The sequence below is a fragment of the Vibrio sp. R15-SG3-ISO1B genome, assembly GCF_059833835.1.
In genome coordinates this window covers 47,703-73,320 of sequence record NZ_JCBDGG010000055.1, presented here as the reverse complement: position 1 = coordinate 73,320, position 25,618 = coordinate 47,703, and the positions used below count along the sequence as shown (strand labels likewise).

General features: G+C 47.7%; 25 protein-coding genes and 1 pseudogene. 5 read left to right on the top strand and 21 right to left on the bottom strand.

From position 1 onward, the window contains the following. Window positions 1-3: 3 nt before the first annotated feature. From secD to queA, 4 genes are all read right to left on the bottom strand, one after another. Window positions 4-1,860 carry a protein translocase subunit SecD gene (gene secD / locus AC6R0S_RS17670; protein ID WP_334551376.1) on the bottom strand — a complete coding sequence of 619 codons (1,857 nt, stop codon included), beginning with the start codon at window positions 1,858-1,860 and terminating at the stop codon, window positions 4-6. Between the two features lie 20 nt (window positions 1,861-1,880). Beyond that, entirely contained in the window at window positions 1,881-2,210 is a 330-nt protein-coding gene (gene yajC / locus AC6R0S_RS17665) for a preprotein translocase subunit YajC (protein WP_334568317.1), read from the bottom strand. A 163-nt stretch (window positions 2,211-2,373) separates the two neighbouring features. After that, window positions 2,374-3,507 carry a tRNA guanosine(34) transglycosylase Tgt gene (gene tgt / locus AC6R0S_RS17660; protein ID WP_334551378.1) on the bottom strand — a complete coding sequence of 378 codons (1,134 nt, stop codon included), beginning with the start codon at window positions 3,505-3,507 and terminating at the stop codon, window positions 2,374-2,376. Between the two features lie 55 nt (window positions 3,508-3,562). Further along, window positions 3,563-4,627, bottom strand: coding sequence for a tRNA preQ1(34) S-adenosylmethionine ribosyltransferase-isomerase QueA (gene queA, locus AC6R0S_RS17655; RefSeq protein ID WP_500638460.1), 1,065 nt, complete (start codon window positions 4,625-4,627; stop codon window positions 3,563-3,565). Window positions 4,628-4,964: 337 nt separating this feature from the next. Here queA and AC6R0S_RS17650 point away from each other — a divergent pair, with 337 nt between their 5' ends. Then, a complete protein-coding gene (locus AC6R0S_RS17650; protein ID WP_334551382.1) occupies window positions 4,965-5,405 on the top strand; it encodes a CBS domain-containing protein in 441 nt (146 codons plus the stop codon). A gap of 107 nt (window positions 5,406-5,512) precedes the next feature. Here the strand turns inward: AC6R0S_RS17650 and serB are convergent, their stop codons facing one another. After that, window positions 5,513-6,514: a phosphoserine phosphatase gene (gene serB / locus AC6R0S_RS17645; RefSeq protein ID WP_500638459.1), complete on the bottom strand. Its 1,002-nt coding sequence runs from the start codon at window positions 6,512-6,514 to the stop codon at window positions 5,513-5,515. Window positions 6,515-6,615: 101 nt separating this feature from the next. Between serB and AC6R0S_RS17640 the strand changes: the two genes are divergently transcribed. Continuing rightward, entirely contained in the window at window positions 6,616-7,221 is a 606-nt protein-coding gene (locus AC6R0S_RS17640; RefSeq protein ID WP_500626999.1) for a YtjB family periplasmic protein, read from the top strand. Between the two features lie 90 nt (window positions 7,222-7,311). On the opposite strand, the gene deoD is transcribed toward AC6R0S_RS17640, so the two are convergent. From deoD to AC6R0S_RS17590, 10 genes are all read right to left on the bottom strand, one after another. Beyond that, entirely contained in the window at window positions 7,312-8,031 is a 720-nt protein-coding gene (deoD, locus tag AC6R0S_RS17635) for a purine-nucleoside phosphorylase (RefSeq protein ID WP_334551387.1), read from the bottom strand. Between the two features lie 96 nt (window positions 8,032-8,127). Continuing rightward, complete coding sequence (locus AC6R0S_RS17630; protein WP_500629208.1) at window positions 8,128-9,348, bottom strand: phosphopentomutase; 1,221 nt, start codon at window positions 9,346-9,348, stop codon at window positions 8,128-8,130. A gap of 66 nt (window positions 9,349-9,414) precedes the next feature. After that, complete coding sequence (gene deoA / locus AC6R0S_RS17625) at window positions 9,415-10,743, bottom strand: thymidine phosphorylase (RefSeq protein ID WP_500631527.1); 1,329 nt, start codon at window positions 10,741-10,743, stop codon at window positions 9,415-9,417. Window positions 10,744-10,830: 87 nt separating this feature from the next. After that, entirely contained in the window at window positions 10,831-11,607 is a 777-nt protein-coding gene (gene deoC / locus AC6R0S_RS17620; RefSeq protein WP_500626996.1) for a deoxyribose-phosphate aldolase, read from the bottom strand. A gap of 266 nt (window positions 11,608-11,873) precedes the next feature. Further along, complete coding sequence (locus tag AC6R0S_RS17615; RefSeq protein WP_500638458.1) at window positions 11,874-12,041, bottom strand: XapX domain-containing protein; 168 nt, start codon at window positions 12,039-12,041, stop codon at window positions 11,874-11,876. Window positions 12,042-12,306: 265 nt separating this feature from the next. Beyond that, window positions 12,307-13,569 (bottom strand): NupC/NupG family nucleoside CNT transporter, encoded by a 1,263-nt coding sequence (locus tag AC6R0S_RS17610; RefSeq protein WP_334551393.1) that lies wholly within the window; start codon window positions 13,567-13,569, stop codon window positions 12,307-12,309. 205 nt (window positions 13,570-13,774) lie between these two features. After that, a complete protein-coding gene (locus AC6R0S_RS17605) occupies window positions 13,775-14,548 on the bottom strand; it encodes a TatD family hydrolase (RefSeq protein ID WP_500638457.1) in 774 nt (257 codons plus the stop codon). Beyond that, entirely contained in the window at window positions 14,548-14,715 is a 168-nt protein-coding gene (locus tag AC6R0S_RS17600; protein WP_500638456.1) for a DUF5363 family protein, read from the bottom strand. Before AC6R0S_RS17600 ends, AC6R0S_RS17605 begins: the two co-directional genes overlap by 1 nt. A gap of 49 nt (window positions 14,716-14,764) precedes the next feature. Further along, complete coding sequence (gene yaaA / locus AC6R0S_RS17595) at window positions 14,765-15,538, bottom strand: peroxide stress protein YaaA (RefSeq protein ID WP_500633729.1); 774 nt, start codon at window positions 15,536-15,538, stop codon at window positions 14,765-14,767. A 93-nt stretch (window positions 15,539-15,631) separates the two neighbouring features. Beyond that, window positions 15,632-17,065 (bottom strand): alanine/glycine:cation symporter family protein, encoded by a 1,434-nt coding sequence (locus AC6R0S_RS17590; protein ID WP_500638455.1) that lies wholly within the window; start codon window positions 17,063-17,065, stop codon window positions 15,632-15,634. 707 nt (window positions 17,066-17,772) lie between these two features. On the opposite strand from AC6R0S_RS17590, the gene AC6R0S_RS17585 reads away from it, so the two are divergent. Next, window positions 17,773-17,955 carry a DUF3545 family protein gene (locus AC6R0S_RS17585; protein ID WP_500626993.1) on the top strand — a complete coding sequence of 61 codons (183 nt, stop codon included), beginning with the start codon at window positions 17,773-17,775 and terminating at the stop codon, window positions 17,953-17,955. Window positions 17,956-18,019: 64 nt separating this feature from the next. Here AC6R0S_RS17585 and AC6R0S_RS17580 read toward each other — a convergent pair whose 3' ends face one another. The 3 genes from AC6R0S_RS17580 to nfo form a co-directional block, all read right to left on the bottom strand. After that, window positions 18,020-18,571 carry a hemerythrin domain-containing protein gene (locus tag AC6R0S_RS17580; RefSeq protein ID WP_334551402.1) on the bottom strand — a complete coding sequence of 184 codons (552 nt, stop codon included), beginning with the start codon at window positions 18,569-18,571 and terminating at the stop codon, window positions 18,020-18,022. Window positions 18,572-18,678: 107 nt separating this feature from the next. Beyond that, window positions 18,679-19,365, bottom strand: a complete 687-nt coding sequence (gene ung, locus AC6R0S_RS17575) for a uracil-DNA glycosylase (RefSeq protein ID WP_500629204.1) — start codon at window positions 19,363-19,365, stop codon at window positions 18,679-18,681. A gap of 256 nt (window positions 19,366-19,621) precedes the next feature. Further along, the gene (nfo, locus tag AC6R0S_RS17570; RefSeq protein ID WP_500631534.1) at window positions 19,622-20,515 is read right to left on the bottom strand and encodes a deoxyribonuclease IV; all 894 of its coding nucleotides are present in this window, start codon (window positions 20,513-20,515) and stop codon (window positions 19,622-19,624) included. Window positions 20,516-20,840: 325 nt separating this feature from the next. Here nfo and AC6R0S_RS17565 point away from each other — a divergent pair. Further along, window positions 20,841-21,053: pseudogene (locus AC6R0S_RS17565) on the top strand (autonomous glycyl radical cofactor GrcA); the annotation flags it as partial. Between the two features lie 189 nt (window positions 21,054-21,242). Continuing rightward, window positions 21,243-21,620 carry an autonomous glycyl radical cofactor GrcA gene (grcA, locus tag AC6R0S_RS17560; RefSeq protein WP_488537678.1) on the top strand — a complete coding sequence of 126 codons (378 nt, stop codon included), beginning with the start codon at window positions 21,243-21,245 and terminating at the stop codon, window positions 21,618-21,620. A gap of 91 nt (window positions 21,621-21,711) precedes the next feature. Here the strand turns inward: grcA and AC6R0S_RS17555 are convergent, their stop codons facing one another. The 3 genes from AC6R0S_RS17555 to AC6R0S_RS17545 all read right to left on the bottom strand — a co-directional run bounded on the left by AC6R0S_RS17555 (window position 21,712) and on the right by AC6R0S_RS17545 (window position 25,557). Next, window positions 21,712-23,880, bottom strand: coding sequence for an NERD domain-containing protein (locus AC6R0S_RS17555; protein WP_500638454.1), 2,169 nt, complete (start codon window positions 23,878-23,880; stop codon window positions 21,712-21,714). A 132-nt stretch (window positions 23,881-24,012) separates the two neighbouring features. Continuing rightward, the gene (locus AC6R0S_RS17550; RefSeq protein WP_500638453.1) at window positions 24,013-24,501 is read right to left on the bottom strand and encodes a hypothetical protein; all 489 of its coding nucleotides are present in this window, start codon (window positions 24,499-24,501) and stop codon (window positions 24,013-24,015) included. Further along, window positions 24,482-25,557, bottom strand: a protein-coding gene (locus AC6R0S_RS17545) for an IS3 family transposase (protein WP_500638452.1) whose coding sequence is annotated in 2 segments (ribosomal slippage) — window positions 24,482-25,308 and window positions 25,308-25,557 — 1,077 coding nt in all. Because the reading frame shifts where the segments join, the coding sequence is not laid out codon by codon here. Before AC6R0S_RS17545 ends, AC6R0S_RS17550 begins: the two co-directional genes overlap by 20 nt. Between the last annotated feature and the right edge of the window lie 61 nt (window positions 25,558-25,618).

The following is a 25,618-nucleotide window of genomic DNA, read 5'->3' as shown; positions in this document are numbered from 1 at the left end:
GCCCTAGATCGACAGTTTATTAATGCGCTTACCGCCGTACAGTAGGTTAACCACACAACGGGTACCGACGATAGCAGTAAACATGGAGGTCAAAATACCGATAGACAGCGTGACCGCAAAACCTTTGATGGCACCAGTACCGACGGCAAACAAGATGATTGCGGTGATCAGCGTCGTGATGTTTGCATCCGCAATAGTGCTGAACGCGTTGGCGTAACCTTGGTGAATCGCTTGTTGTGGATTGCGTCCATCACGCAGCTCTTCTCGGATACGCTCAAAAATCAGCACGTTGGCATCCACCGCCATACCGACCGTCAAGACAATACCGGCAATCCCTGGCAGCGTCATGGTTGCCCCTGGAATCATCGACATTACCCCGATAATAAGCACCAAGTTCGCCATCAGCGCCATGTTGGCAATCAAGCCAAACTTGCGGTAGTAGAGCAAGGTAAACAACATGACTGCGACCATACCCCAAATACACGCTTGGACACCCATATCGATGTTCTGCTGTCCCATTGATGGACCAATGGTACGCTCTTCAACAATCGAGATTGGCGCAATCAGAGCCCCCGCACGTAGTAGCAACGCAAGGTTGTGCGCTTCGGCGGCAGAATCGATACCTGTGATGCGGAAGTTACGTCCAAGTGCCGATTGAATGGTCGCCTGGTTGATCACTTCTTCATGCTTAGACAGAATCACTTTGCCTTCAGGAGTGCGTTTACCGCTGTCTTTGTACTCTGCAAATACCGTTGCCATCAGCTTACCGATATTTTGACGCGAGAACGCCGACATCTTGTTGCCACCTTCACTGTCGAGTGAGATGTTCACCTGTGGGCGACCGTACTCATCCACGCTGGAGCTCGCATCCGTGATGCTTGAACCACCAAGAATGACACGCTTTTTCAGCACGACAGGGCGACCATCACGATCTTGCTTGATTTCACTGCCCGCTGGCGCGCGGCCACTGGCAGCAGCAGCAAGGTCAGCGCTCGCATCCACTTCACGGAACTCAAGCGTCGCCGTCGCACCGAGAATTTCTTTCGCGCGAGCGGTGTCTTGTACGCCGGGAAGCTCGACCACAATGCGGCTTGCACCTTGACGCTGAACCAATGGCTCCGCAACACCTAGTTCGTTCACACGGTTACGCAAAATCGTAATGTTCTGCTCGACCGCGTAGTTGCGAATTTCGGTGAGGCGTTGCTCGGTAAAGGTTGCTTTGAGTGCAAAGCGGCTCTCGCTGCCTGACTCCACAAACAACATGTCAGGGTGTAGACCTTCGAGAACACGTTTTGCTTGCGCTAGCTGCTCGCCATCACGAAGCAGCACTTCGACCGCATCTTTGCCCAGTGGGCGAATGGCGCGGTAACGAATTTTCTCTTCGCGAAGCTCACTACGAAACGCTTCTTCTTGCTGGCCGACGAGTTTTTCCATCGCCGCGTCCATATCCACTTCCATCAGGAAGTGAACACCACCACGCAAGTCTAGACCTAACTTCATTGGCGCAGCGCCAATCGCTTCTAGCCAGTCCGGTGTGGATGGTGCAAGGTTAAGTGCGACAATAGTATCGTTACCGAGCGCTTCGCTGATGACGTCGCGCGCACTGATTTGCGTATCGGTACTCGTAAAGCGTACAAGGATGGATCCATTTTCTAGAGCAATGGATTTATGAGATAAGCCCTCTTTTTCAAGAGCTTGAGTGACAGAGTCCAGCGTTGACAGATCAACAGAGGCGCCGCGCGCCCCTGTCACTTGAATTGCCGGATCTTCACCGTATAAATTCGGAAGTGCGTACAACGCAGCGATAGCGATGGTTAGCACCACCATCAAATACTTCCATAACGGATAGCGGTTAAGCACAGCGAGGATCCTCTAGCTGTTTATAGAGATTTCAGCGTACCTTTTGGTAGCACTGCAGTCACGAAGTCTTTCTTGATCACAACTTCGTTGTTCGCGTTAAGTTCGATTGAGATGTAATCGTTGTCTTCTGCAATCTTAGTGATCTTACCCACTAGACCACCGCTCGTCAGCACTTCGTCACCTTTGCCCATAGAAGCCATTAGGTTCTTGTGCTCTTTCACACGCTTAGACTGTGGGCGGTAGATCATGAAGTAAAAGATAACCGCGAACATACCTAGCATGATCAACATTTCGAAACCGCCACCTGCTGGTGCGCCTTCAGCGGCTGCGTGAGCTTGAGAAATAAACATTAAAATAATCCTCTATTTATATTTTATTGATATCCAAATTGGGCTTTAGCCAAACACTTTCAAGGGTCAGATTAAACAATAGAGATCACCCTCTCAAAAATGCACGCTGTTTGCCTATTTTATTAGCAAAAGCCTCTGACCATAGGTCAAAGGCTTTCAATCGTTATGCTTTCGTCAGTGGCGGCACTTCGCGGTCACGACGTGCATAGAACTCTTCCACAAACGCGTCAAAGCGGTCTTCATCAATCGCCTTTCGGATGCTTGCCATCAAGCGTTGGTAGTAGCGCAAATTGTGAATCGTGTTCAAACGCGCGCCCAAAATCTCATTGCAGCGCTCTAGGTGATGCAAATAGGACTTCGAGTAGTTTTGGCAAGTGTAACAGTCACAGTGTGGATCCAATGGCGTCGTATCCGTTTTGTGTTTTGCATTACGGATCTTGATCACACCGCCAGTGACAAACAGGTGGCCATTACGAGCGTTGCGCGTTGGCATCACACAGTCAAACATGTCGATGCCACGGCGAACACCTTCTACCAAATCTTCCGGTTTGCCAACCCCCATTAAGTAACGAGGTTTGTCTTCAGGCAGTTGCGGACAGGTGTGCTCAAGAATGCGGTGCATGTCTTCTTTTGGCTCACCCACGGCCAAACCACCCACAGCGTAACCATCAAAGCCTATGTCTGTCAGACCTTTCACTGACACATCACGCAAGTCTTCGTACACGCCGCCCTGAACAATACCAAATAGACTGTTCGGGTTTTCGAGCTTATCAAAATGATCGCGTGAACGCTGCGCCCAACGCAGTGACATTTCCATCGACTTCTTCGCTTCATCGTGTGTCGCTGGGTATGGCGTACACTCGTCAAAGATCATCACAATATCCGAGCCCAGATCGTATTGAATTTCCATCGACTTTTCAGCGTCCATGAAAATTTTGTCACCGTTCACCGGGTTACGAAAGTGAACCCCCTCTTCGGTGATCTTTCGAATATCGCCAAGACTGAAGACCTGGAAGCCACCAGAGTCAGTCAAAATCGGCCCTTGCCAGTTCATAAAGTCATGCAGGTCACCATGCAGCTTCATCACTTCTTGCCCCGGGCGTAACCACAGATGGAAAGTGTTACCAAGCAAGATCTCGGCGCCGATCCCTTTTACTTCTTCAGGGGTCATGCCTTTCACCGTACCATAGGTACCCACAGGCATAAACGCTGGCGTTTGCACGGTTCCGCGCTCAAAGGTCAATTGACCACGGCGCGCAACGCCATCTTTTTTCTTAAGTTCAAATGTTAACTTCACGAAGCCTCCAGTGTCAGAGAAACAGTCTGACGGTTTAATATCGCACCAACGCCAATTACGCGTTAGCGCTCTGAATCTTTTTGGAGATGAACATGGCATCGCCGTAAGAGAAAAAGCGATATTGCTTCTCCACCGCGTGGCGGTAAGCGTTCATCGTATTGTCGTAGCCCGCAAATGCACTCACCAGCATGATGAGCGTCGACTCTGGGAGATGGAAATTGGTGATAAGCGCATCCACCAATTGGTACTCATAGCCAGGGTAGATGAAGATTTCCGTATCACCGAAAAATGGCGCCAGTGGCGTGCCTTTTTTCAACGCATCTTGCGCGGCACTTTCTAAAGAGCGTACCGACGTGGTACCGACCGCAATCACTCGACCGCCGCGTGCCCGAGTCGCTTCAATCGCCTCGACCACCTCTTGTGGTACTTCGACGTATTCAGCGTGCATGTGGTGGTCATTGATGTTCTCAACCTTCACTGGCTGGAATGTCCCCGCCCCAACGTGCAACGTCACGTAAGCAAATTCTGCCCCTTTCTGAGCGATTTTATCCAGTAGAGGCTGGTCAAAGTGCAAGCCTGCTGTCGGCGCCGCAACTGCGCCAGGTTTTTGGTTGTAAACCGTTTGATAACGCTCTTTGTCTGAGTCTTCGTCTGGGCGATCAATGTAAGGTGGCAGCGGCATATGCCCTATCTGCTCTAAGATGGAGAGCACATTGAGATCGGATTGAAAATCGAGTTCGAACAAGGCGTCATGACGCGCGACCATCAGGGCAGAAAATTCATCATTGTCGCCGACAAAAATGGTCGAGCCCGGCTTGGGTGATTTTGAGCAGCGCACATGGGCGAGAATGCGCGTTTCGTCGAGCACTCGCTCAACCAACACCTCAAGTTTGCCGCCCGATGCTTTACGCCCAAAGAGGCGCGCGGGAATCACTCGAGTATTGTTAAACACCACTAAGTCGCCAGGCTGAATCTTGTCGAGAACATCGGTAAATGTGCCATCAACCAATTCACCGCTGTTGCCATCCAATTGCAGTAAACGGCTCGCCGTACGCTCTGGTTGTGGGTAGCGAGCAATCAGCTCATCAGGCAGGTCAAAATGAAAATCGGATACTTGCATATTACTAGTCTATCGCAGTGCATGAATGAGGCCGCAAAGAAGGCGCCCCAATTCAGGGTTAGATTCAAATGCTTGCTCGCTCTGATTCTGTCACAAACAGACGACAAGTTTTTCGCAGCCGACTAGTATATGCGCCGCACGGTCAATAGCAAGAAAAGAGAGTGGATTTATTCCGATCCGTGCCGGAATAAGGTTAAGCAAAAGCGCAAGTTTTGCACCTTGTCACGCCGCATCAATTCGCTGCGTCAAAGAGCATAAAAATAGGTCGGGCTCTCACATTCAACGCCGGAAAGTGACTATATTTAAAGAGTAAAAAATAACAACTCAGGAGGCAGCCATGATCAAGGTCGAAGACATGATGACGCGTAATCCACACACGCTTCTCCGCTCTCACAATCTTGGCGACGCAAAGAACATGATGACCGCACTGGACATCCGCCACATTCCCATTGTCGATGCGAATAAAAAACTGCTTGGTGTGGTGTCACATCGCGATGTGTTAGCCGCCCAAGAATCAAGCTTACAAGCCCTACCAGAGAGCCAATCTTATACGCTACAAACGCCGCTATACGAAGTGATGAAAACCAGCGTGATGACGGTTGATCCACAAGCAGGGCTCAAAGAGAGCGCCGTCTACATGCAAAAACACAAAGTGGGCTGCTTGCCCGTGGTGCACAAAGGCCACTTGGTCGGCATCATTACCGACAGTGACTTTGTTTCTATCGCCATCAATTTGCTTGAGCTGCAAGAAGAGTCTGAGCCGGAGGAGATGGAATAAGTCCATATCGATGAAATAGGGATGATAAACAAAAGAGTGAGACGCACTGGCGGCTCACTCTTTTTTAAAGGTCGGGCTTAGGCTTGAAGAGCGCCCGAGGCAAGCCGTCAAAAACTGACGCGCTTTTGCTTCACCAGTAGCGCCGAAAGAATACAGATCACACCACCAAGGCCAACATAACGCACCGCGCACTGGGCTTGCTGCTCCACTTTAGGTTTGGCGTGATAAGCAATACCGAGCCCCGCCCGCTCCATCATCACAAGATCGTTCGCGCCATCACCAATGGCTATGGTGTTGTGTGGTTCGATATCATACTGCTCGGCTAGCCTATCCACGATGTCCGCTTTGGTTTGTGCGCCGACGATGTCGCCAAGGACATTGCCGGTCAACTTGCCCTGCACAATCTCCAATTGGTTTGACTGAGCATGATCAAGCGCTAGCGTCTCTTTCAAGTAGTCCGAGAAGTAGGTAAAGCCACCAGAGGCAATAGCGGTTTTCCAACCAAACGCTTTGAAGGTCGCCACCAGCTCGGGTAAATCAGGCATCAGTGGCAACTCAGCGAGTACCGAGCCTAAAATGGACTCGTCGGCCCCTTTTAACTTGCCGACACGCTGACGAAGGCTCTGTTCAAAATCCAGTTCTCCTTGCATCGCGCGCTCGGTCACCTCGGCGACCTCTTCGCCCACTCCGGCTAGTTTGGCGATTTCATCAATGCATTCAATTTGAATCGCGGTGGAGTCCATGTCCATCACCACCAATCCGGGTTTGCTCAGCTCTGGAATGTCGTTCAGGCGAGCGTAATCCAGCTCAATCGCTTGGAGAATTTCTTCATGCTCAGTGGTGAGCTCGCCGGCCATTAAAGCTACTTCGTATTGACCGACTTTCCACACTTCGACAATCGCATTGTACTGCCCGGTGTAAAAATCGATATCTTCAAAGAGATTGGCGCTTAAGTAGTGACCGAAAACAATCCAATTGGCTTTATTGATATCAAAGCGGCTGGTGTGTCGGGTTTCTGGTATACGATTGCACAGTGGGATGTGCTTACGAATTGAAAGCGGTTTGCTGACCGAGAGAGCAGCGTGTATATCGGTGTTGAACGTGTCCATGTATCACTTCCCTAGAATTTCTCTCCACACGTTAACCTATTGCAATTTATCTGTGCAAGTATCAATATGCCGATTGGTGGAATTAAACTCGCGGGGCTTTCATGGACACCTCACTCTTCTCATTTCGGATGGCCATTCGCGCCGTCGCGATCTTAGCCTTGATTGCAATGGTGGTGACGATTGGTGTCAACAGTGTCAAAATTACTCAGGGTAATGAGGAAATCCAAGCCAACCAGCTTGAGACATTGACCAAGATCTTGATCTCGCAAGCCTCACTCTCTTCCAGCGATATGATTTTAAACGACGACCAAGAGCGGCTGTTGGCACTGGCTAACCAATTGGCCAACGACCGTTTGGTGTATGATGCGACCATTTATGATGCCGAAGGCATTCGTCTTGCGGCCAGCGATCAAGCCAAATCGGTGCGGGAAACATTGGGGCTGGACACCCCACTGCAAACCGCCAGCATTGGCAAACAGCAACTGGTCGAGCCTATCTACAACGACGGTGTGGTGATTGGCTTTGTGCGCATCACGTTCGAAACAGGGCGCTTAACAGCGTTTTCCGATCACTACTACCGAAAAAGTGACCGCTACATGGTCACCATGGTTGCGATGAGCTTTATTGCCGGCCTCCTGCTTGCGCTCATCATCCGCAGAAAGCCAAAAGTGAAACAAGAGAATTTACTGCTCAAAGAGATGAGTTAACCCTCCTCACCCACACGCTAAGCCACAAGTAAGCATTCAAAAAAAGAGCCCCGCGATTGCGGGGCTCTTTGTACAACAAAGCAAGAATACTTACAGAGTATCGCCAATCAGTACAGAATCGAGTGCGACCACCATCATGTCATTGAAGGTCGTTTGACGCTCATCGGATGTGGTTTGCTCGCCAGTTTTGATGTGGTCAGAAACGGTACAGATGGTCAGTGCTTTCGCGCCGTACTCGGCACACACACCGTAGATGCCTGCCGCTTCCATTTCCACACCCACGATGCCGTACTTATCCATCACATCAAACATCTCTGGATCTGGCGTGTAGAACAACTCAGCCGAGAACAGGTTACCGACTTTAACGTCAATACCACGTGCCTTTGCAGCTTCTTCTGCCGCGCGCACCATTTTGTAATCTGCAATCGCTGCGAAGTCATGACCTTTGAAGCGGATGCGGTTCACTTTCGAATCGGTACAAGCTCCCATGCCGATCACGACGTCGCGCACTTTGATATCGGTGCTCACCGCGCCGCAGCTACCCACACGAATGATCTTTTTCACACCGAAGTCTTTGATAAGCTCAGTGGCGTAAATGGAGCAAGAAGGAATGCCCATGCCGTGTCCCATTACTGAAACTTTGCGGCCTTTATACGTGCCCGTGTAACCGAACATATTACGCACATCACACACTTGAACGACATCATCGAGGAAGGTTTCCGCGATGTATTTTGCACGTAGTGGGTCACCTGGCATCAATACGACGTCAGCAAATGCCCCCATTTCTGCGTTAATATGTGGAGTTGCCATAATTCAATGTCCTTAGTTGAAACGAATGAAATAAAGCAGAGGTGAGCAGCTATCGCTTGCAACCTCTGCGTGAGAGTCAGGGAAAAACCGCCTCTTTTAGAGGAAGTTCTTACCGTAATCCATTGGCGAAGTGCCAAAATAGCTCGCGAGCGTTTGGCCGATATCGGCAAATGACTCGCGGCGACCCAATGACCCAGCCGGCACTTTTTGCCCGTAGACAATCACAGGAATGTGCTCACGGGTATGATCGGTTCCTGGCCAAGTGGGATCGCAGCCGTGGTCCGCCGTCAGAATCAGCACATCATCTTCCTGCATCAGTGCCATCACTTCGTTGATGCGACCATCAAAGTATTCCAATGCCGCCGCATAACCTGCAACATCACGGCGGTGGCCGTAGGCAGAATCAAAGTCAACGAAGTTGGTGAACACTATGGTGTTGTCCTGTGCGGCTTTGATTTGCTCAAGAGTCGCTTCAAACAAAGCAGGAATACCCGTGGCTTTCACTTTTTTGGTGATGCCACAGTTGGCGTAGATGTCGGCAATCTTACCAATCGAGACCACTTCTCCTTGCTTCTCTTCAACCAGTTTTTGCAACACGGTCGCAGATGGCGGCTCAACAGAGAGATCGCGACGATTACCCGTACGCTCAAATTGACCTTTACCCGAGCCAATAAATGGACGCGCAATAACGCGACCAATGTTGTAATCTTCAAGCTCTTCACGAGCGATTTGGCACAGCTCAAGCAATCTATCAAGACCAAACGTCTCTTCATGACAGGCGATTTGGAATACCGAATCAGCCGACGTATAGAAGATAGGTTTGCCGGTTTTCATGTGCTCTTCACCAAGATCATCGAGCACTTGCGTGCCTGATGCATGGCAGTTACCAAGAAATCCATCTAAACCCGCACGCTCAAGAATGCGATCCGTCAGCGCTGACGGGAAGCTGTTCGATTTGTCGCTAAAGTAGCCCCAATCAAACAGAACGGGCACACCTGCGATCTCCCAGTGACCCGATGGGGTATCTTTACCGGAAGAGAGCTCTGCCGCATGACCGTAGGCACCGATAATCTCTGCGTTAGCATCAAGCCCCGGTGCAAAGCGCCCGGTTGATTCTTTATGCGCCATCGCCAAGCCAAGCTTAGACAGGTTCGGCAAGCGCAACGCACCTTGGCGTTGCTCGTTGTCCGCTAGGCCTTGCTCACACTGATCCGCAATATGACCCAGTGTGTCGGAGCCCACATCGCCAAACTTATCCGCATCCGCCGTCGCGCCGATACCGAATGAGTCTAGGACTAAAATAAATGCTCTTTTCATTGCGTATTCCTTTCGCCCACTCAGCCGCTGTGTGCCTGAATGGGCCTAATGTAATGATGTCGTCGATTAAATGTCTTCTGCGCGAATCTGACGGTAAACCTCAGGGGTTGGGGTGTATTCACCACCAATTTTGATTGCACTGCGCAGCGCCTGCGCGGCCTCTTCCCACTGAGCCTCATTGCGTGCATGGATCACGGCAAGAGGTTGTTCGCTGCTAGCGATCTCACCGAGGCGAATGAATTGATCAAAGCCCACGGCGTAATCAATCTTGTCGCTGGCCACGCGGCGTCCGCCGCCCATGGCAACCACCGCCATCCCAATCGCGCGTGTATCCATCGCCGAAACGACACCGGACTCTTGCGCGTAAACCGGTTTAATGATGTCCGCTTTTTCTAGGTATTGCTCATAGTTCTCAACAAAATCCGCTGGGCCACCCAGGCCTGCCACCATTTTGCCAAAACACTCTGCCGCTTTACCGTTATCGAGTACTTTCATTAATTTAGCGCGCGCGTCTTGTGTGTCGTCGGCTAATTTGCCGAGCACCAGCATTTCTGCACAAGAGGCCAGCGTCACTTCAAGAAGGCGTGGATTGCGATATTCACCCGTTAGGAAGCGCACCGCTTCGCGCACTTCCACGGCGTTGCCAGCAGACGAGGCGAGGACCTGGTTCATGTCCGTCAAAATTGCGGTGGTTTTGGTGCCCGCACCATTGGCCACCGCGACAATAGACTTAGCCAACTCTTCTGACGCTTCATACGTTGGCATAAAGGCGCCCGAGCCAACCTTCACGTCCATCACCAAAGACTCAAGACCCGCTGCGAGTTTCTTAGACAGGATGGAGGCTGTGATCAAGGAGATGTTATCGACCGTCGCAGTGATGTCACGCGTCGCGTAAACGCGCTTATCAGCCGGCGCTAGATCGCCGGTCTGACCGATGATCGCCACCCCTGCCTCTTTGGTCACTTGACCAAACACCTCATTGCTTGGCGTGATGTTGTAGCCGGGAATCGATTCCAGTTTGTCCAGTGTGCCACCGGTATGACCGAGGCCTCGCCCCGAGATCATAGGAACAAAACCGCCACAGGCAGCGACCATTGGCCCTAACATCAGCGAGGTCACATCACCCACACCACCGGTGGAATGCTTATCGACAATCGGGCCATCAAAGTTCATGTGGCTCCAGTCGATCACCATGCCAGAGTCACGCATCGCACAAGTCAGTGCAATGCGCTCGGGCATGGTCATTTCATTGAAGAAAACCGCCATCGCAAACGCCGCTATCTGACCTTCAGATACGCTGTCGTTTGCAACGCCTTGGATAAAAAAGTTAATTTCGTCTGCGGTGAGCACTTCACCGTCACGTTTTTTACGAATAATTTCTTGTGGTAAGTACATTAGAGCCTCCCACGCATTGAATGCGGTGGTAATAAGGTAAAGAGGTAAGGTGGCGCAACAACGCGCCACCGAACAAACCGACGTCGCTTAGTAAGCGCTTGGATCCGCCGTTTCGTCTGTTACTTCTAATGTATTGAGTAGGTTTGTCAGCAGGCTAGACGCACCAAAGCGGTAGTGACGCGCATCGACCCAGTTGTCGCCTAGGATCTCATCGGCCATCGCTAGGTACGCGGCAGCATCTTCTGCGGTACGTACGCCGCCTGCAGGTTTGAAGCCAACGGTCTCAGCCACACCCATATCGCGAATCACTTCGAGCATCATGCGAGCGTATTCAGGTGTTGCGTTCACCGGCACTTTGCCTGTTGAGGTTTTAATAAAATCAGCGCCTGCTTTGATGCAGATTTCTGACGCTTTCTTGATTAGCGCTTCTTCTTTCAGCTCACCAGTTTCGATGATCACTTTGAGCAAGATATCGCCACACGCTGCTTTACATTGCTTCACCAATTCGAAGCCCACTTCCTCATTGCCCGCCATTAGTGCGCGGTATGGGAACACCACATCGACCTCATCAGCACCATAAGCCACAGCAGCTTTGGTTTCCGCTACCGCAATCTCGATATCGTCATTGCCGTGTGGGAAGTTCGTTACCGTTGCGATACGAACGTCAGGTGTGCCTTGCTCACGAAGGGTCTTCTTAGCAATAGGAATAAAGCGAGGGTAAATACAGATGGCAGCTGTGTTACCTACCGCTGATTTTGCATCATGACACAGTGAAATAACTTTCGCGTCAGTGTCATCGTCATTCAGCGTAGTTAGGTCCATAAGTTTTAGTGCACGTAGTGCAGCTGCTTTTAAATCGCTCATTTCTATCTCCGATCAATATTCAAAAATTTCACCGCCTTAATCCCTATGATTAAGGTGTAATCATTAATGAACGGACTTGGTTCCTTGAAGACTTGCTACATACAGCGAACATGTACCAATTGCTATCCTTGTCACCGCACAGTACCAATTTGGTCTATGGCACAACAATCTGCGATTGCGGTGTCTAACGTGTCTAGGCGCTTTGTGACGCCTCAGGCAACCGATGTTGCCGCGCTAATCATACTCCTTGTATTAATTAGCGTTAACTAAAAAAACCGCTCAATGAACCATTGAAAGGTTACACCACCAAGATAAACGCCCACAATTCCCATCACTCCCGGTAATACTGGAGGTGCTGGAATGGGCAGCTTGATGGCGGAAAACAGGATTCCGACAACAAAGCCCGCTAAGGTCGCGAGAATCACATCATTCATCAGTTTAGGCCTATTTTCTTTACACCTATACAGTATAGATATTTATCGCAAAACTGTAGTCGCACACAGAGCGCAAACGGTTTGTATCTCAAAAAAGATCCGGCTTAACGATTGCTGAGTTTTATCCACTGCACAAACGTTATGAATCTTGTTGTCTGGACACACTCCAGACCTTTAAACAACGAAAAAACCCCGTAGTACATAGCAAGCTATGCAACTACGGGGTCTTATAAAACGGCGTCTATATAATCTATCGCTTCTTAAATTAGAAAGATAGGAAGAAGCCAGCGATGGTTGCTGCCATCAAGTTAGACAGAGTACCTGCTGCGACCGCTTTCACACCCATACGAGCGATGTCGTGACGACGGTTTGGCGCTAGACCACCTAGACCACCTAGTAGAATCGCAATTGAAGAAAGGTTTGCGAAACCACATAGCGCGAACGAGATGATAGCGGCTGTCTTAGTCGACATCACTTCACCGGTTGCTGGTACAACTTGAGCTGCATCACCAACGTAAGGAACGAAGTTTAGGTAAGCAACGAATTCGTTCACCACCAGTTTCTGACCGATGAATGAACCCGCTAGCGTCGCTTCTTCCCAAGGCACACCAATTAGGAATGCAAGTGGTGAGAAGATGTAACCTAGAAGAATTTCTAGTGTCAGTTCAGGCATACCGAACCAACCGCCAACGCCACCTAGGATGCCGTTGATAAGAGCAATAAGGCCGATGAACGCAAGTAGCATTGCACCAACGTTAAGCGCAAGCTGTAGACCGACAGACGCACCGCCAGCTGCTGCATCGATAACGTTAGCAGGCTTGTCGTCACCACCGTCGATGTCCGCGCCTAGATCGTCATTTGGCGTGTCAGTTTCAGGTTTGATGATTTTAGCGAACAGTAGACCACCTGGTGCTGCCATGAATGATGCAGCAACAAGGTACTCTAGAGGTACACCCATTGAAGCGTAACCAGCAAGTACACCACCTGCTACAGACGCTAGACCACCACACATCACTGCAAATAGCTCAGACTGAGTCATTTTAGGTACAAACGGACGAACCACAAGTGGTGCCTCAGTTTGACCTACGAAAATGTTCGCTGCTGCAGACATAGACTCGGCACGTGATGTACCCAGTGCTTTTTGTAGACCGCCACCAAGAATCTTGATAACCCACTGCATCACACCGATGTAGTAAAGTACAGAAATTAGCGCAGAGAAGAAGATTAGCGTCGGTAGTACTTGGAAAGCAAAGATGAAACCGATACCGTCAACTGAGAAGTTAACTAGGCTGCCGAATAGGAAACCAGTACCGTCTTTACCGTAGTCGATCACGTTTTGTACACCAGCTGAGAAACCAGCTAGAAGATCACGACCCCATGGTACGTACAGAACGAAACCACCGATGATGAATTGGATAGCAAAAGCGCCACCCACAGTTCTTAGATTGATAGCTTTGCGGTTATCAGACAGTAGAAGCGCGATAGCGATCAAAACTGCCATACCGACTAGGCTCATAAACAGGCTCATAGTTTATGACTTCCTTATTAAGTTATTTGTTGGCGTGTTACAAAATGGAGCTCAAAAGCACGAGCAATTATACTCATCCGTCCACCGATAAAGTAATGCCGCGTTCACAGTTTCTGATAAGATTCACCACTCGTTCACTCGTAAGTGTGACAAAGATCGCAACTAAAGTTCATAGGAATCATAAAAAGCACATTTTATTTAGAATTCATTCACAAATAGACAGTGCCAAAAAGCTGTTTTTCCAAACGTTTTCCGCAACCGTTTGCTCACAACTCTGCTTCAGTTGCGCCAATGTCGTTAACACTTGGGGTAAACGCTTAGGATGATTGGCTTGGCCTTGATACCCTGACAACGGCATGTCGGGCGCGTCGGTTTCCAAAACAAGATGGTCGATGGGCACCTGCGTCACCGCTTGACGCGTCTTATTCGCTCTTGGGTAGGTAATCACTCCGCCCACACCGATGTAGAAACCGTGCTCAACAAATTGCATCGCTTGTTGATAGCTGCCGGAAAACCCATGCAAAATCCCACCGTAGTGAAAACGGTGCTGCTTAAGCAGTTGCAACAAGCGGTGATAGGTTTTTCGCCCGTGAAGAATCAAGGGCCGCCGCAGGTTCTTGGCCACGCTGATCTGCGCCTCAAACACCGCTTCTTGTCGCAGAGCGTCGACATCGATCATGGCGTCTAAGCCGCACTCTCCGACCGCGACACACACTGAGCCTGCCGACTCACATTGAGCTTCTAGGCGACTGACCTCAATCAATGAGTCGGTGTGAACAAAATAGGGATGGCACCCCAAACTGACGTACAAGCTCGTGTGCTGGTGAGATAGCGCAATAAGATCGCTCCAATTGCTTTCGCCAATCGCAGGAACAAGAAAACGCTCGACTCCTTGCTCACTGGCTTCTTGCAATGTTGCCCCCAATTGAGCCTTAAATGGGGCAAAATCGAGATGACAGTGAGTATCAAAAAGGCGCATTACTGCTGCGCCTTTGAAGTGGGTGATGAGGACGAAGTGGCAGCGTCGCTCTGCCTTGCATCCTCAGATCGGTACGGCACGCAACTGCGCTTTTGCCCAGGAGTAAGGCCCATCGAGTGGCACCAAGCGTCGTAGCGCTCAAGCCAATGTTTTAATCTCTTCCACATGTGCATGACTCCCCTGCCCGATGCTAGCAACGATGACCACTCGCCTTCACTACTGCTCTTCACGTTTGAAGACTAACTCAGTCGCGCTCGACTCATCCTCAGCAAAGGTGTACCCCGCCGTGTTGAACTGGGTCAAATCCGCGACACTCTCGATGCGGTTTTCGATAATAAAACGCGCCATCATGCCGCGCGCTTTTTTGGCATAAAAGCTGATCACTTTATATTGGCCGTTTTTGCAGTCTTTAAACACCGGCGTAATCACCTGCGCATCCAAGTTCTTTTGCTTAACCGCCTTAAAATACTCATTGGAGGCTAGGTTGACCAAGACGTTGTCCCCTTGTTCGGTGATCGCTTGATTGAGCTTGTCGGTAATCACATTCCCCCAGAACTGATACAAGTTGGTGCCTTTCTCATTGGCAAGCTTAGTCCCCATTTCAAGACGGTATGGTTGCATCAGGTCAAGCGGCTTAAGCAGACCATAAAGGCCAGACAGCATACGTAAATGGCGCTGAGCGTACTCGAAATCCGCCTCTGTGAGTGTCTGGGCATCAAGACCTGTATAGACATCGCCTTTGAACGCCAAAATCGCTTGGCGGGCATTGTCGAGTGTGAATGTCTCGCTCCACTCTTGGAAGCGGCCAACGTTCAGATCGGCGATTTTGTCACTGACCTTCATCAAACTCGCCACATCGGCTGGCGTCAGTTTACGGCACACCTCAATCAACTGCTTGGAGTAGTCAATTAACTCAGGCTGTGTGTAGGTTTCGGTCACCAAGGGTGATTCGTAATCTAAGGTTTTCGCTGGAGAAACGACGATTAACATGACTTTACTCTTATTGATTGTTTACCTTAGGGTACAAAAAAAGCCGTGCAATGTCTGCACGGCTTTATGAATCATTTCAATAGTATTCAGCTATCAATTCTTTTCTTTTTGATCCCAGATGCCATCTTCAAGCTGAGATTTCAACTCTGGGAAATCATTGGCATCAAAGGTCGGAACTTTGCCTTCATTAAGCTGACGATTGTAGTCTTTTGCTAGCTTAACCACAGTACCAGAGAGCAAGATAATCGCTACTAGGTTCACCAGTGCCATTAAGCCCATTGATGCATCGGCCATATCCCAAACCACTGGCAGCGCTGCCACAGAGCCAAACATCACCATACCCAGAACCACGATACGGAACAGGCCAAGGCCCGCCTTGTGATTGTGCTCTAGGAAGATCAGGTTAGTTTCTGCGTATGAGTAGTTTGCAATGATCGAGGTAAACGCGAAGAAGAAGATTGCTACAGCAACAAAGATCCCACCCCAATCACCCACTTGTGAGCTTAGCGCGCGCTGAGTCAGCTCGATACCTGTCACCGCCGTTTCAGTACCTAGGTACTCACCCGACATCAAGATGATCGCTACCGTTGCTGAACAGATCACAATGGTGTCCATGAATACGCCCAACATTTGCACGTAACCTTGTGACGCTGGGTGTGGTGGATAAGGCGTTGCAGAAGCTGCTGCATTAGGCGCAGAACCCATACCCGCTTCGTTCGAGAACAGGCCACGCTTGATGCCGTTGATCATCGCTTGAGCAATCGCATAACCTAGGCCACCAGCCGCCGCTTCTTGCAGACCAAATGCGCTCTTAATAATTAGTGAAAGCACGCCTGGCAACTTCTCAAGGTTGGTCAGCATGATAAACATCGCCAATAGCAAGTAAGCCAGCGCCATAACCGGTACAATAAGCTCAGCCACTTTTGCAATACGCTTAATACCGCCAAAGATAACCACAGCAGACAGCAATACCACTGCAATGCCAACGACTTTGGTATCCCAACCAAACGCGGTATTCATCGCGCTAGCAATCGAGTTTGCTTGCACGGCATTGAAGACCAAACCAAAGGCAATAATAAGGAAGATGGAGAACATCACGCCCATCCAGCGCATGCCCAAGCCTTTTTCCATGTAATAAGCAGGACCACCACGGTAGTTACCGTCATCGTCTTTCGTTTTGTATAGCTGTGCCAACGTGCTCTCTGCAAATGACGTTGCCATACCTAGCATGGCAATCAACCACATCCAGAAAATAGCGCCAGGGCCGCCAACAGTCAGTGCAACGGCCACACCCGCCATGTTACCCGTGCCGACACGCGCCGCCAAACTGGTACAAAGGGCTTGGAAAGAGGAGATACCCGCTTGGTCGGCTTTACGGCTGTTTTTCAGCACTGAGAACATGTGGCCAAAGTGGCGGAACTGGATAAAGCCCAGTCTTACGGTGAAGTAAACGCCGACACCAACCAGTAGATAAACGAGAATAGACCCCCACAGCAGGTCATTCATCAAATTAATTAAGTCTGTCATAGGATCCTCATAGTGAGTGTTCGCTGGTTAGGCATCCGAGCCTACGTTGGGTTGCGCTGTTGAGTGTCAAAGTGTAGCTCAAACTATATATTATCATTGTCTGCAACCTCAGCGTGTCACGCCCCAAAGGCACGTCCTTTACATCTCAGCGGAAATTTTGACGGCGCGATAATGCAACCTGAGCAAACAAAAATCAATACGCAACAGTGAGACTAAGCTTGTTATTTTTCACCGTAAAATCACCAACAGTTAACACAAACAAGCACAAAAACCACACAACAACAAAACAACTCAATAAAAAATTAACAACGCACAGAGTCTTGCCAATGACGACCTATTAATGCCGCCAAAGCAACAGACAACCCCTTACTCCGCATAGCTTGCGAGGCTCTCGATGCACTGAGCATCAAGATAAAAAATGAAGTATGGTTTAATGCCACTCTTGTATGGCAAGAGACACGCACAACCCTAATCACCTCCACAAGCCTTTAACATCCACTTTTTTCGCATTTAATCGTTTGCGTGAACTCGTTTGAACAAATTTCAACCACCTCAAGCACGATTTTTTGTGATTCAGTGAAGAAAAGTCAGAAAAAACTTCATCGAAACGTAACAAATGAGAAACGAATCATGGTTAGTCTCCACGTTGAGTGGTATTAAGAATTTACCCCGTTTAGGACGGTCATAACGATAAAATGAGGTAGCTTATGGAAGGCTTAAATTTTGATGACTTTATGGACTATGAGGCGCCGCGCGCACGAGCAGCGCGCTCTAAACCCGTTAAACGTAAGTGGCGAGAAATCGAAGCAATCAAAGATCGTCAACGGCTAAAGAAAGAGCTGATGGATATGGATATCGGTTTTGACGATGTGGAGAGCATCGAATACTAAGAATTAAGAAAGAGAGGCCTTGAGCCTCTCTTTCTGCTTTTCACGCGCTAGGAAGAGCAAAGGATCACGTACACTCGTGCTCAGTTTGATGAATGCGCTCTGCCAACTGTTGGTATTGCTCTGCTATCGTCTCACCAAACACTGGGTCGTCTTCGCACACACTCCACTGAGCTTCGACTGCCTGCCAATCCTCTACCGTAAAGACATCCATTAAGTACGGGAAGACCTGCTTTTCTTCCATTTCGAGGTGCTGTTTTTGCATATTGAGGAACGACTCTAACTGGTCAATGAAGACCTGCTGCGGGATCACTGCATCTTGCAAGACCATATCCACCGTTTGCAAAAAATCATGGGTCTTTTCTGATAGCGCCTGATGATCGTGTTCAAGATCATCAATCTTATGGTGTTGACCATAATGCGATTGGTAGTAGTGATAGAGAATGTCTTCTTTCGGGTGATGGACCCGTTCAGAGTGGGTCGCCAGATAATCGACGATTTCACGCAGAACCGCGTAATTAACGGGACGCTCGTCTTTTAACTGGTTCAATTTATGGCGAAGTATGGCGAGCAAACGCACCATGTATCCATGCTCTCGCCTTATCCGTTCAATCATCATAGCGTTTCTCCTTAACACCGACACGTAAACAGTGTATTAGAGAAACGCAAAGCGTGTTTTGATGCTGTTCGAAAAAACAACATCTTTACCATTATTTTTGTATGGCTTTATACCTCAACAGTTTGAGGCAGCTGCCAATCAATCGGTGTTTTTCCTTGCGCGACAAGCCGTTCGTTGGTCGCCGAAAAGTGCCCACAGCCCAAAAAGCCACGATGCGCCGATAACGGTGAAGGGTGCGGCGCCGTCAATACATGATGTTGGTTACGGTCAATAAAACGGCCTTTCTTTTGCGCATGCGCGCCCCACAACAAGAAAACAACGCCTTGTTGATGGCGGTTGATCGCATCAATCACGGCATCCGTAAAGGTCTCCCACCCCGTTTTGGCGTGCGAATGCGCTTTACCTTGCTCCACGGTCAGAACCGTATTCAGAAGCAGTACCCCTTGCTCTGCCCAGCGTTGCAAATAACCGTGTTGAGGAATCTGAAAGCCATCGATGTCTTGCGCCAACTCTTTGTACATATTGGCGAGCGATGGCGGCGTCTTGATACCCGGCAGGACAGAAAAACACAGCCCGTGCGCCTGATTAGGACCATGATAGGGATCTTGGCCCAAGATCACGACTTTCACATCGCCAAACTCGGTCGCTCGAAACGCGTTAAAGACATCTTTCGCTGGCGGGAAAATCGCTTTGCCCGCCGCACGCTCTGCGTCAACAAACGCGAGAGTGTCTTGAAAATAGGTCTGCTGCTTTTGCTCACCAATCACATCTTGCCACGTGAGTGAAGGGGTCATTGTCTGTTCCTTTTGTCCAATCAATCAGCGGATTGTCGCAAAAGTTACAATAAGAGCAAAGCCCTCTGTTAGGCGAGCTAAACTCACTTAACGCTTAGGTTGCGGCGAACGATGATGTCCTTGACCATTCACATGACGGTTGGGCATAGGTAAACGTGCAAAACGGATCGCAGGTGTAACAACTGAATGAGGCATAATAGGCACCCTCTTGTGAGTAACATCACTATTTACTATGAAAGATTGGTGCCAATTTTAGTTACGCTGAGACATTTACCGATGATTTTTGATCGATGCGGCGCAAACGAGCAATTTCATCAGGCCAAAGATCAGGCTTAATTGTTTCTAATATCAAAGGGATAGAATCAAACCGTGCATCATTGGCGATATAGTCAAAACATGGCCAGCCAATCTCCCCCTCGCCCAGCGCATGGTGGCGATCCACTTTGCTGCCCAAGGCCGACTTTGAATCATTGATGTGCATCGCCCGTAAATAGTGCATGCCGACCACTTGATCAAACTCGGAAAACGTCGCTTCACATGCCTCAACACTGCGAAGATCATAGCCAGCGGCAAAGGTGTGGCAAGTATCGAGGCAAACGCCCACCCGAGTTTTATCGTCCACCTGTTCAATGATCTGCGCCAAATGCTCAAAGCGCCAACCAAGGTTCGTGCCTTGGCCTGCTGTATTTTCGATCACTGCGACAACATCTGGCACCGCTTGATGGGCGAGATTGATCGACTCGGCGATCCTAGCTAAACACGCTTGCTCAGAAAGCTTCTTTAAATGACTCCCAGGATGAAAATTCAACAAGCTCAGTCCTAACTGCTGACATCTCCACATTTCATCAATAAATGCCACTCTAGATTTTTCGAGCTTTTCCTCTTCAGGCGCACCAAGATTAATCAGGTAGGAGTCATGCGGTAAGATTTGCTCATGTGTAAAGCCGTACTTTTTGCAGTTGGCTTTAAAACGCGCGATGGTCTCTGCGTCGAGTGGCTTCGCCGCCCACTGGCGTTGATTTTTGGTGAACAAAGCAAAGGCGTTGGCGCCAATATCATGAGCGCGAATCGGTGCCATATCGACACCACCCGCGGCGGAAACATGCGCGCCGACCCATTTTCTATCACTGTTCGATGATGAGATTGTCATTTAATCACTTTACACTTTCAGTTCGGGGATGGAATTACAACAACTTATCGTCTGCGTCTCAATCAATACATGCAAAATGTAGTAAATTTACAACATTCATAGCATTCAAAAAATAGTTAATATTTTAAAATATTTTTTAAAACACTATTTTTAAAGGTTTTATTGATTTATCGCAAAGAATTAACCTTAAAATAATTAATGTTTTTAGTTATTTTTTGACCTAAATCAATACTATCATAAGGGACATTCGCTATATAATACGTAGCTCAACGAAATTCGAAAGTTAACACCAACTCACCACCCAAGAGTGGACTAGGAGACAGTAATGATTCAAGGCATTCAGATTACTAAAGCAGCAAACGACGCACTACTTAACTCAATCTGGCTACTAGACAGCGAGAAAAATGAAGCACGCTGCGTAGCGGCAAACACTGGCTACGAAGCAGACCAAGTCGTAGCGATTAACGAATTGGGTGAGTACGAAAGCCGTGAAGTAGCCATTGAAACGGCACCAAAGATCGAAGGTGGTCAGCACCTATAACGTTGGAGAGATAGACTACTAAAAAGTATGACTTATACTCTTCAAAGCCTTCCTCAACAATGGTTTTGACAGTCATAAGGGTAAAAAATCATCGTACTTTTCAATAGTCATATTTTTCGACTAAAGAACAAAGTAAAGATCAGAATAAGTCATAAAATTTAAAATCAAATCAAAAGGAAAACCACTATGATCCAAGGTATTCAAATCACAAAAGCAGCTAACGATTCACTACTGAACTCAATCTGGTTGCTAGACACTGAAAAGAACGAAGCTCGTTGTGTTGCAGCAACTTCTGGCTACGAAGCTGACCAAGTAGTTCCAGCTACTGATCTAGGTGAATACGAGTCTCGTGAAGTTGCAATCGAAGCGGCTCCGAAGATCGAAGGCGGTCAACACCTGAACGTAAATGTGCTCCGTCGTGAAACTCTAGAAGATGCTGTTAAGCACCCAGAAGAGTACCCTCAGCTAACAATCCGTGTATCTGGTTACGCTGTGCGCTTCAACTCTCTAACTCCAGAACAACAACGTGACGTTATCGCACGTACGTTTACTGAATCTCTATAAGGTAGTTCAGTTTAGAGAAAAAAGGCGCTCAATGAGCGCCTTTTTTGTACTTGTTAGCACAAGTGGGCAAGGCGTTACCTGCACTTCCCCATTAGATACAGCATCGCTTATATTTTTTTCCGCTACCACAGGGGCATAAGGAGTTACGTCCTATTTTCCCCCTAGTCTTCCGATTGCCTTGAAAGTCAACCCGCCCATTTTTCACTTCATGTAATTCGCTTATCTTAGGTAAGCTCTCGACCAATTTGTCCATAGAAATTGAGGGTTCCCATTTTGACCGATGATAAGTAGCAAATCTAAATCTCGAAGAAACAGGATTAATGCACAAACCTACCCACTCATCAGCCTTGCATGTGTACTTTCTCTTTTCACAGTGACTTGCCAGACGTTTACTCGATATATCATCCGCATCATTGTTAACATGGATCGTTAAGCCTTTTCTTGCCTCTAATATTGGTAAGGTGGCATCGTGATGTTTGTTATCTTTTCTGTGAAGCGCAACCATTTGTGAAATGGCATCATTAATAATATTTCCAGAATCTTCACTGAGCGAGAGAATGTGGAACCCTAATTTCATTAGGCCCAAGTCGCATGAGTCTTTGATATCATCAATGATGTTACCGATGTGTGTTCCAGAATAATTTGTGAGTATTCCTCTTGGTGTTCTAGGTATATGTTCAAAACCGTCTTCACGTCTTGCTAACATTGCTAGCTCTAGTGACGAAGAGACGTCATCATCAAGCATTACCATATCTGGATTTTCGACAAAATATAGATTTTGAATGATATAACACGAAAGTGTTGTTAACTCATGATTAGATTGTATTGAGTCACCATAATCACTTCTCTTGATAAAGAAATCTAAAAAATACAATGGCGAGCTTAGCATTTCTGTCATCATATCTATCAAGAACACATCCATTACGTATGGGTGCTTAATAGTTTCAGTAACGGCATGCTTCAAAAAGTGCTGTGCTTGGGAGGCTAAAGCAGGGTAGTGATCCGAAACAATGCATACAGGAAATATCGATTCATAGTCATGTGTCAAAGCAACAACATTTCCCTCTTCGTCCTTAAACGTAACATCTTTTCTTTGAAGTAGTTCAGCACAAAGGTAGCTTTGGTCATACGCATCTTGAACAGCAGCTTTGAAGTCTGACTTAAGTTGCTTTGAGTTTCCTTTTCTAGCCTCAATCGTAAGCTTCTTTGATTTCGCTTGTACCACGATTGCATAGTTACCATGAACTACCAGAACATCAATTTCACCCGCCTTGTTTTTCCCATCGTATATATCAATGTTTGTGTATACATTTTGAGGGGAGAACACTTTTCTTAGGCGATTCGCTGTAAATTCTTCTGTGAACTCACCCCTGTGGTCGCTCGCTATCTTTTTATAGGTATTATCTGCATTGAACCAGAAGAAGGGGCTTTCATATAAAGATTCCCAATTAGAGAAAGATAAGAAAGAAGCAAATGAATTATCACCTAGCTTGAGAATTGGGAAAGCGTTCCTATGGTTAAAGTCATCAGCACTAGAGAATGCACTCATTCCACTAGTGGGTAATGAGGACAGCGCAGAAAGAACATTCAAAATGACGTCTTTACTAAGCCCAGACTGACTATCTAATTCATCGGCACTAAAGAAAAAAGCTGAGGAGAACTGCGCCTGATTTTCACTTTGGAAAGTCTTAGGTACAAAGGCATTAAGCTTCATCAGTTGTAGCTTATCAATAGTCTCCAAAACAGTTACGGCGTCCTCAATGACAAAGCCTTTGTTTTCCTTGAGCCATTCGTTATCTTTTTGGTATCTGATTTTTACTAAATCACGATACTGGTGCTTGAATACACTCTCCCCACTATAGAAGATAGCCTCCCTCATGAAAGCAGAGTCATTTATTATATTCTTGAATGATTCTAGCGTTTCCAGTGCGCTATCAATGCCTTTCACATTGTAAAATGACCTGTGCAGCTCCTCGAACAAACTATAAACCTGCTTAGCATATTCAAGTGTTTCACTAAGTGTTAAACTGCCGCCAGAAACCCCTGATTTGCACATCAAGCCATAGAGTGTTGCTAGCTCGGTGCGGCATAATTTGGAGCGATCAAAATTGTTAGCAAAAGCTTCTTCGTCTAAGGTGCCATTTTCCCCATGGACAAATGTATCTTTCCAGCATAAAAATGATAAAACATCGATAAACCCTTCGTTGGAAGATAGTTGCTCTAGCTCATCAAAAATTTCTTGTTCTGTTCTTTTTGTCATTCACTCTATCCTTCTGATATTTAATGCCTTTTCATGTCAGAACTTGATTAAATACCTTACCCTTATATAAATGGTTATCGAAAAATATAGGTACTCTGTAGGATTCTGAAAGACGTGCCCATCAGTCGGTTACTACCCACTGATTAAATGCCTGCTGATAGCTTTTTTACACTCTAACGTAAAGCGTCCCCCCATATCTCTATCGACCTCGAACCTTTTCTTTTCCGAATCAACAAACCTTACAGTAGCCTTTATATTCTCACCTTCGCCGATCAATATCAGGATCAAAGTGCTTTCGTCTACTTCTTCGAAGCCGAGGGTCAGTTTCTTATCTCCAGCATGATTGTAAATGTCATATTTCGGGTAGTCGTCATCAACCGCCACCGCACCGATATCATTGCTTTCATCAAGCAATGGTTCTAGAACAATATCTTGAATGACTTGACAAGCTAAGAGGTATAAAGGAGAACCTTGTGCTTGCTTGATGATCGACCTTAACTGAATACTTCTATATAAACCACCAAACGTTGCCCCTTCACTACTGGTTACCAGTGACCTTTCCCCGAGATTAATACCACCGCCTCGATGAAGTTTCCCACGTTTACGCCACTTGATTGGCATAATCAATTGGCGACATATAATTTAGAGAGCTATGTGGTCGAATATGGTTGTAGTGCTCTCTCCATAGATTTATTTCGTAACGTGCTTCATCCAGAGTGCGGAACCAGTGTTGATTGAGACACTCATTTCTGAACTTGCCGTTTAGGCTCTCCACAAAGGCATTTTGAGTCGGTTTACCTGGTTGAATAAAGGCGAGTGTTACCGACGTTGTCTTTGACCAAAAGAACATGGCTTTGCTGGTAAATTCCGTCCCGTTGTCGCAAACAATGTTATCTGGCTTGCTGCGCACCTCGGTTAGTTGAGTTAAAAAACGGGCAACTTGTTGGCCACTGATTGATAGGGACACCAGCTGCCCAATGAGTTCTCGTGAAAAATCGTCAACGACATTGAGCACACGAAAACGTCTACCATTGCTCAATTGGTCAGAGACAAAGTCCATCGACCAGCGTTGATTGGCTCTTGTGGGTGAATTCATAACTAGTCTCGGGCGCTGTAGCTTTTTGCGCTTCTTCGTTCTGACTTGCAGTCCTTCCTCAGTGTAAATACGATACGTGTGCTTCTTATTCACAACTAAGCCCTCTGCTTTTAGTAAACTGTGCAGCATCAGATAGCCATAACGGGAATATTGAACGGCTAACGCTTTTAAACGTTCTCGTAAGGCCCTATCTACAGGGTTTTTAGCTTTGTATCGAAACGCCGTTCGACTCAAACACGCAAGCTTACAGGCCGCTCTTTCACTCAGTCGGTGAGTGTCAATAAGGTATCGAGCAATAAGCTTTCGAGAAGATGGCGTTACCACTTTTTTGACACAACATCCTTCATTGCTTCGACTTCGAGCAACTTCTCCGCGAGGAGCCGCTTAAGCTTATTGTTCTCAGATTCAAGCTCTCTCAGCCTTTTGGCCTCATTCACTTCTAGCCCTGCATACTTGCTGCGCCAGTTATAAAAAGTGCCCGATGATATCCCCATGTCGCGACAGATGTCGTCAACCTTAGCACCAGCTTCATGCTGTTTAATCGCCTTGATGATTTGTTCTTCCGTGTATCGCTTTTTCATTTTGAGATCTCCATTAGTTCTAGTGTATTAGAAGTCTCATCAAAGTCATGGTGTTAATTTA

Bases quoted from the DNA above. Each gene is read 5' to 3' on its own strand.
- yajC (WP_334568317.1), bottom strand. From the start codon at position 2,210: ATGTTTATTTCTCAAGCTCACGCAGCCGCTGAAGGCGCACCAGCAGGT.
- queA (WP_500638460.1), bottom strand. From the start codon at position 4,627: ATGCAAGTATCCGATTTTCATTTTGACCTGCCTGATGAGCTGATTGCT.
- AC6R0S_RS17650 (WP_334551382.1), top strand. From the start codon at position 4,965: ATGATCAAGGTCGAAGACATGATGACGCGTAATCCACACACGCTTCTC.
- serB (WP_500638459.1), bottom strand. From the start codon at position 6,514: ATGGACACGTTCAACACCGATATACACGCTGCTCTCTCGGTCAGCAAA.
- AC6R0S_RS17640 (WP_500626999.1), top strand. From the start codon at position 6,616: ATGGACACCTCACTCTTCTCATTTCGGATGGCCATTCGCGCCGTCGCG.
- deoD (WP_334551387.1), bottom strand. From the start codon at position 8,031: ATGGCAACTCCACATATTAACGCAGAAATGGGGGCATTTGCTGACGTC.
- AC6R0S_RS17630 (WP_500629208.1), bottom strand. From the start codon at position 9,348: ATGAAAAGAGCATTTATTTTAGTCCTAGACTCATTCGGTATCGGCGCG.
- deoA (WP_500631527.1), bottom strand. From the start codon at position 10,743: ATGTACTTACCACAAGAAATTATTCGTAAAAAACGTGACGGTGAAGTG.
- deoC (WP_500626996.1), bottom strand. From the start codon at position 11,607: ATGAGCGATTTAAAAGCAGCTGCACTACGTGCACTAAAACTTATGGAC.
- AC6R0S_RS17615 (WP_500638458.1), bottom strand. From the start codon at position 12,041: ATGAATGATGTGATTCTCGCGACCTTAGCGGGCTTTGTTGTCGGAATC.
- AC6R0S_RS17610 (WP_334551393.1), bottom strand. From the start codon at position 13,569: ATGAGCCTGTTTATGAGCCTAGTCGGTATGGCAGTTTTGATCGCTATC.
- AC6R0S_RS17605 (WP_500638457.1), bottom strand. From the start codon at position 14,548: ATGCGCCTTTTTGATACTCACTGTCATCTCGATTTTGCCCCATTTAAG.
- AC6R0S_RS17600 (WP_500638456.1), bottom strand. From the start codon at position 14,715: ATGTGGAAGAGATTAAAACATTGGCTTGAGCGCTACGACGCTTGGTGC.
- yaaA (WP_500633729.1), bottom strand. From the start codon at position 15,538: ATGTTAATCGTCGTTTCTCCAGCGAAAACCTTAGATTACGAATCACCC.
- AC6R0S_RS17590 (WP_500638455.1), bottom strand. From the start codon at position 17,065: ATGACAGACTTAATTAATTTGATGAATGACCTGCTGTGGGGGTCTATT.
- AC6R0S_RS17585 (WP_500626993.1), top strand. From the start codon at position 17,773: ATGGAAGGCTTAAATTTTGATGACTTTATGGACTATGAGGCGCCGCGC.
- AC6R0S_RS17580 (WP_334551402.1), bottom strand. From the start codon at position 18,571: ATGATGATTGAACGGATAAGGCGAGAGCATGGATACATGGTGCGTTTG.
- ung (WP_500629204.1), bottom strand. From the start codon at position 19,365: ATGACCCCTTCACTCACGTGGCAAGATGTGATTGGTGAGCAAAAGCAG.
- nfo (WP_500631534.1), bottom strand. From the start codon at position 20,515: ATGACAATCTCATCATCGAACAGTGATAGAAAATGGGTCGGCGCGCAT.
- grcA (WP_488537678.1), top strand. From the start codon at position 21,243: ATGATCCAAGGTATTCAAATCACAAAAGCAGCTAACGATTCACTACTG.
- AC6R0S_RS17555 (WP_500638454.1), bottom strand. From the start codon at position 23,880: ATGACAAAAAGAACAGAACAAGAAATTTTTGATGAGCTAGAGCAACTA.
- AC6R0S_RS17550 (WP_500638453.1), bottom strand. From the start codon at position 24,501: ATGCCAATCAAGTGGCGTAAACGTGGGAAACTTCATCGAGGCGGTGGT.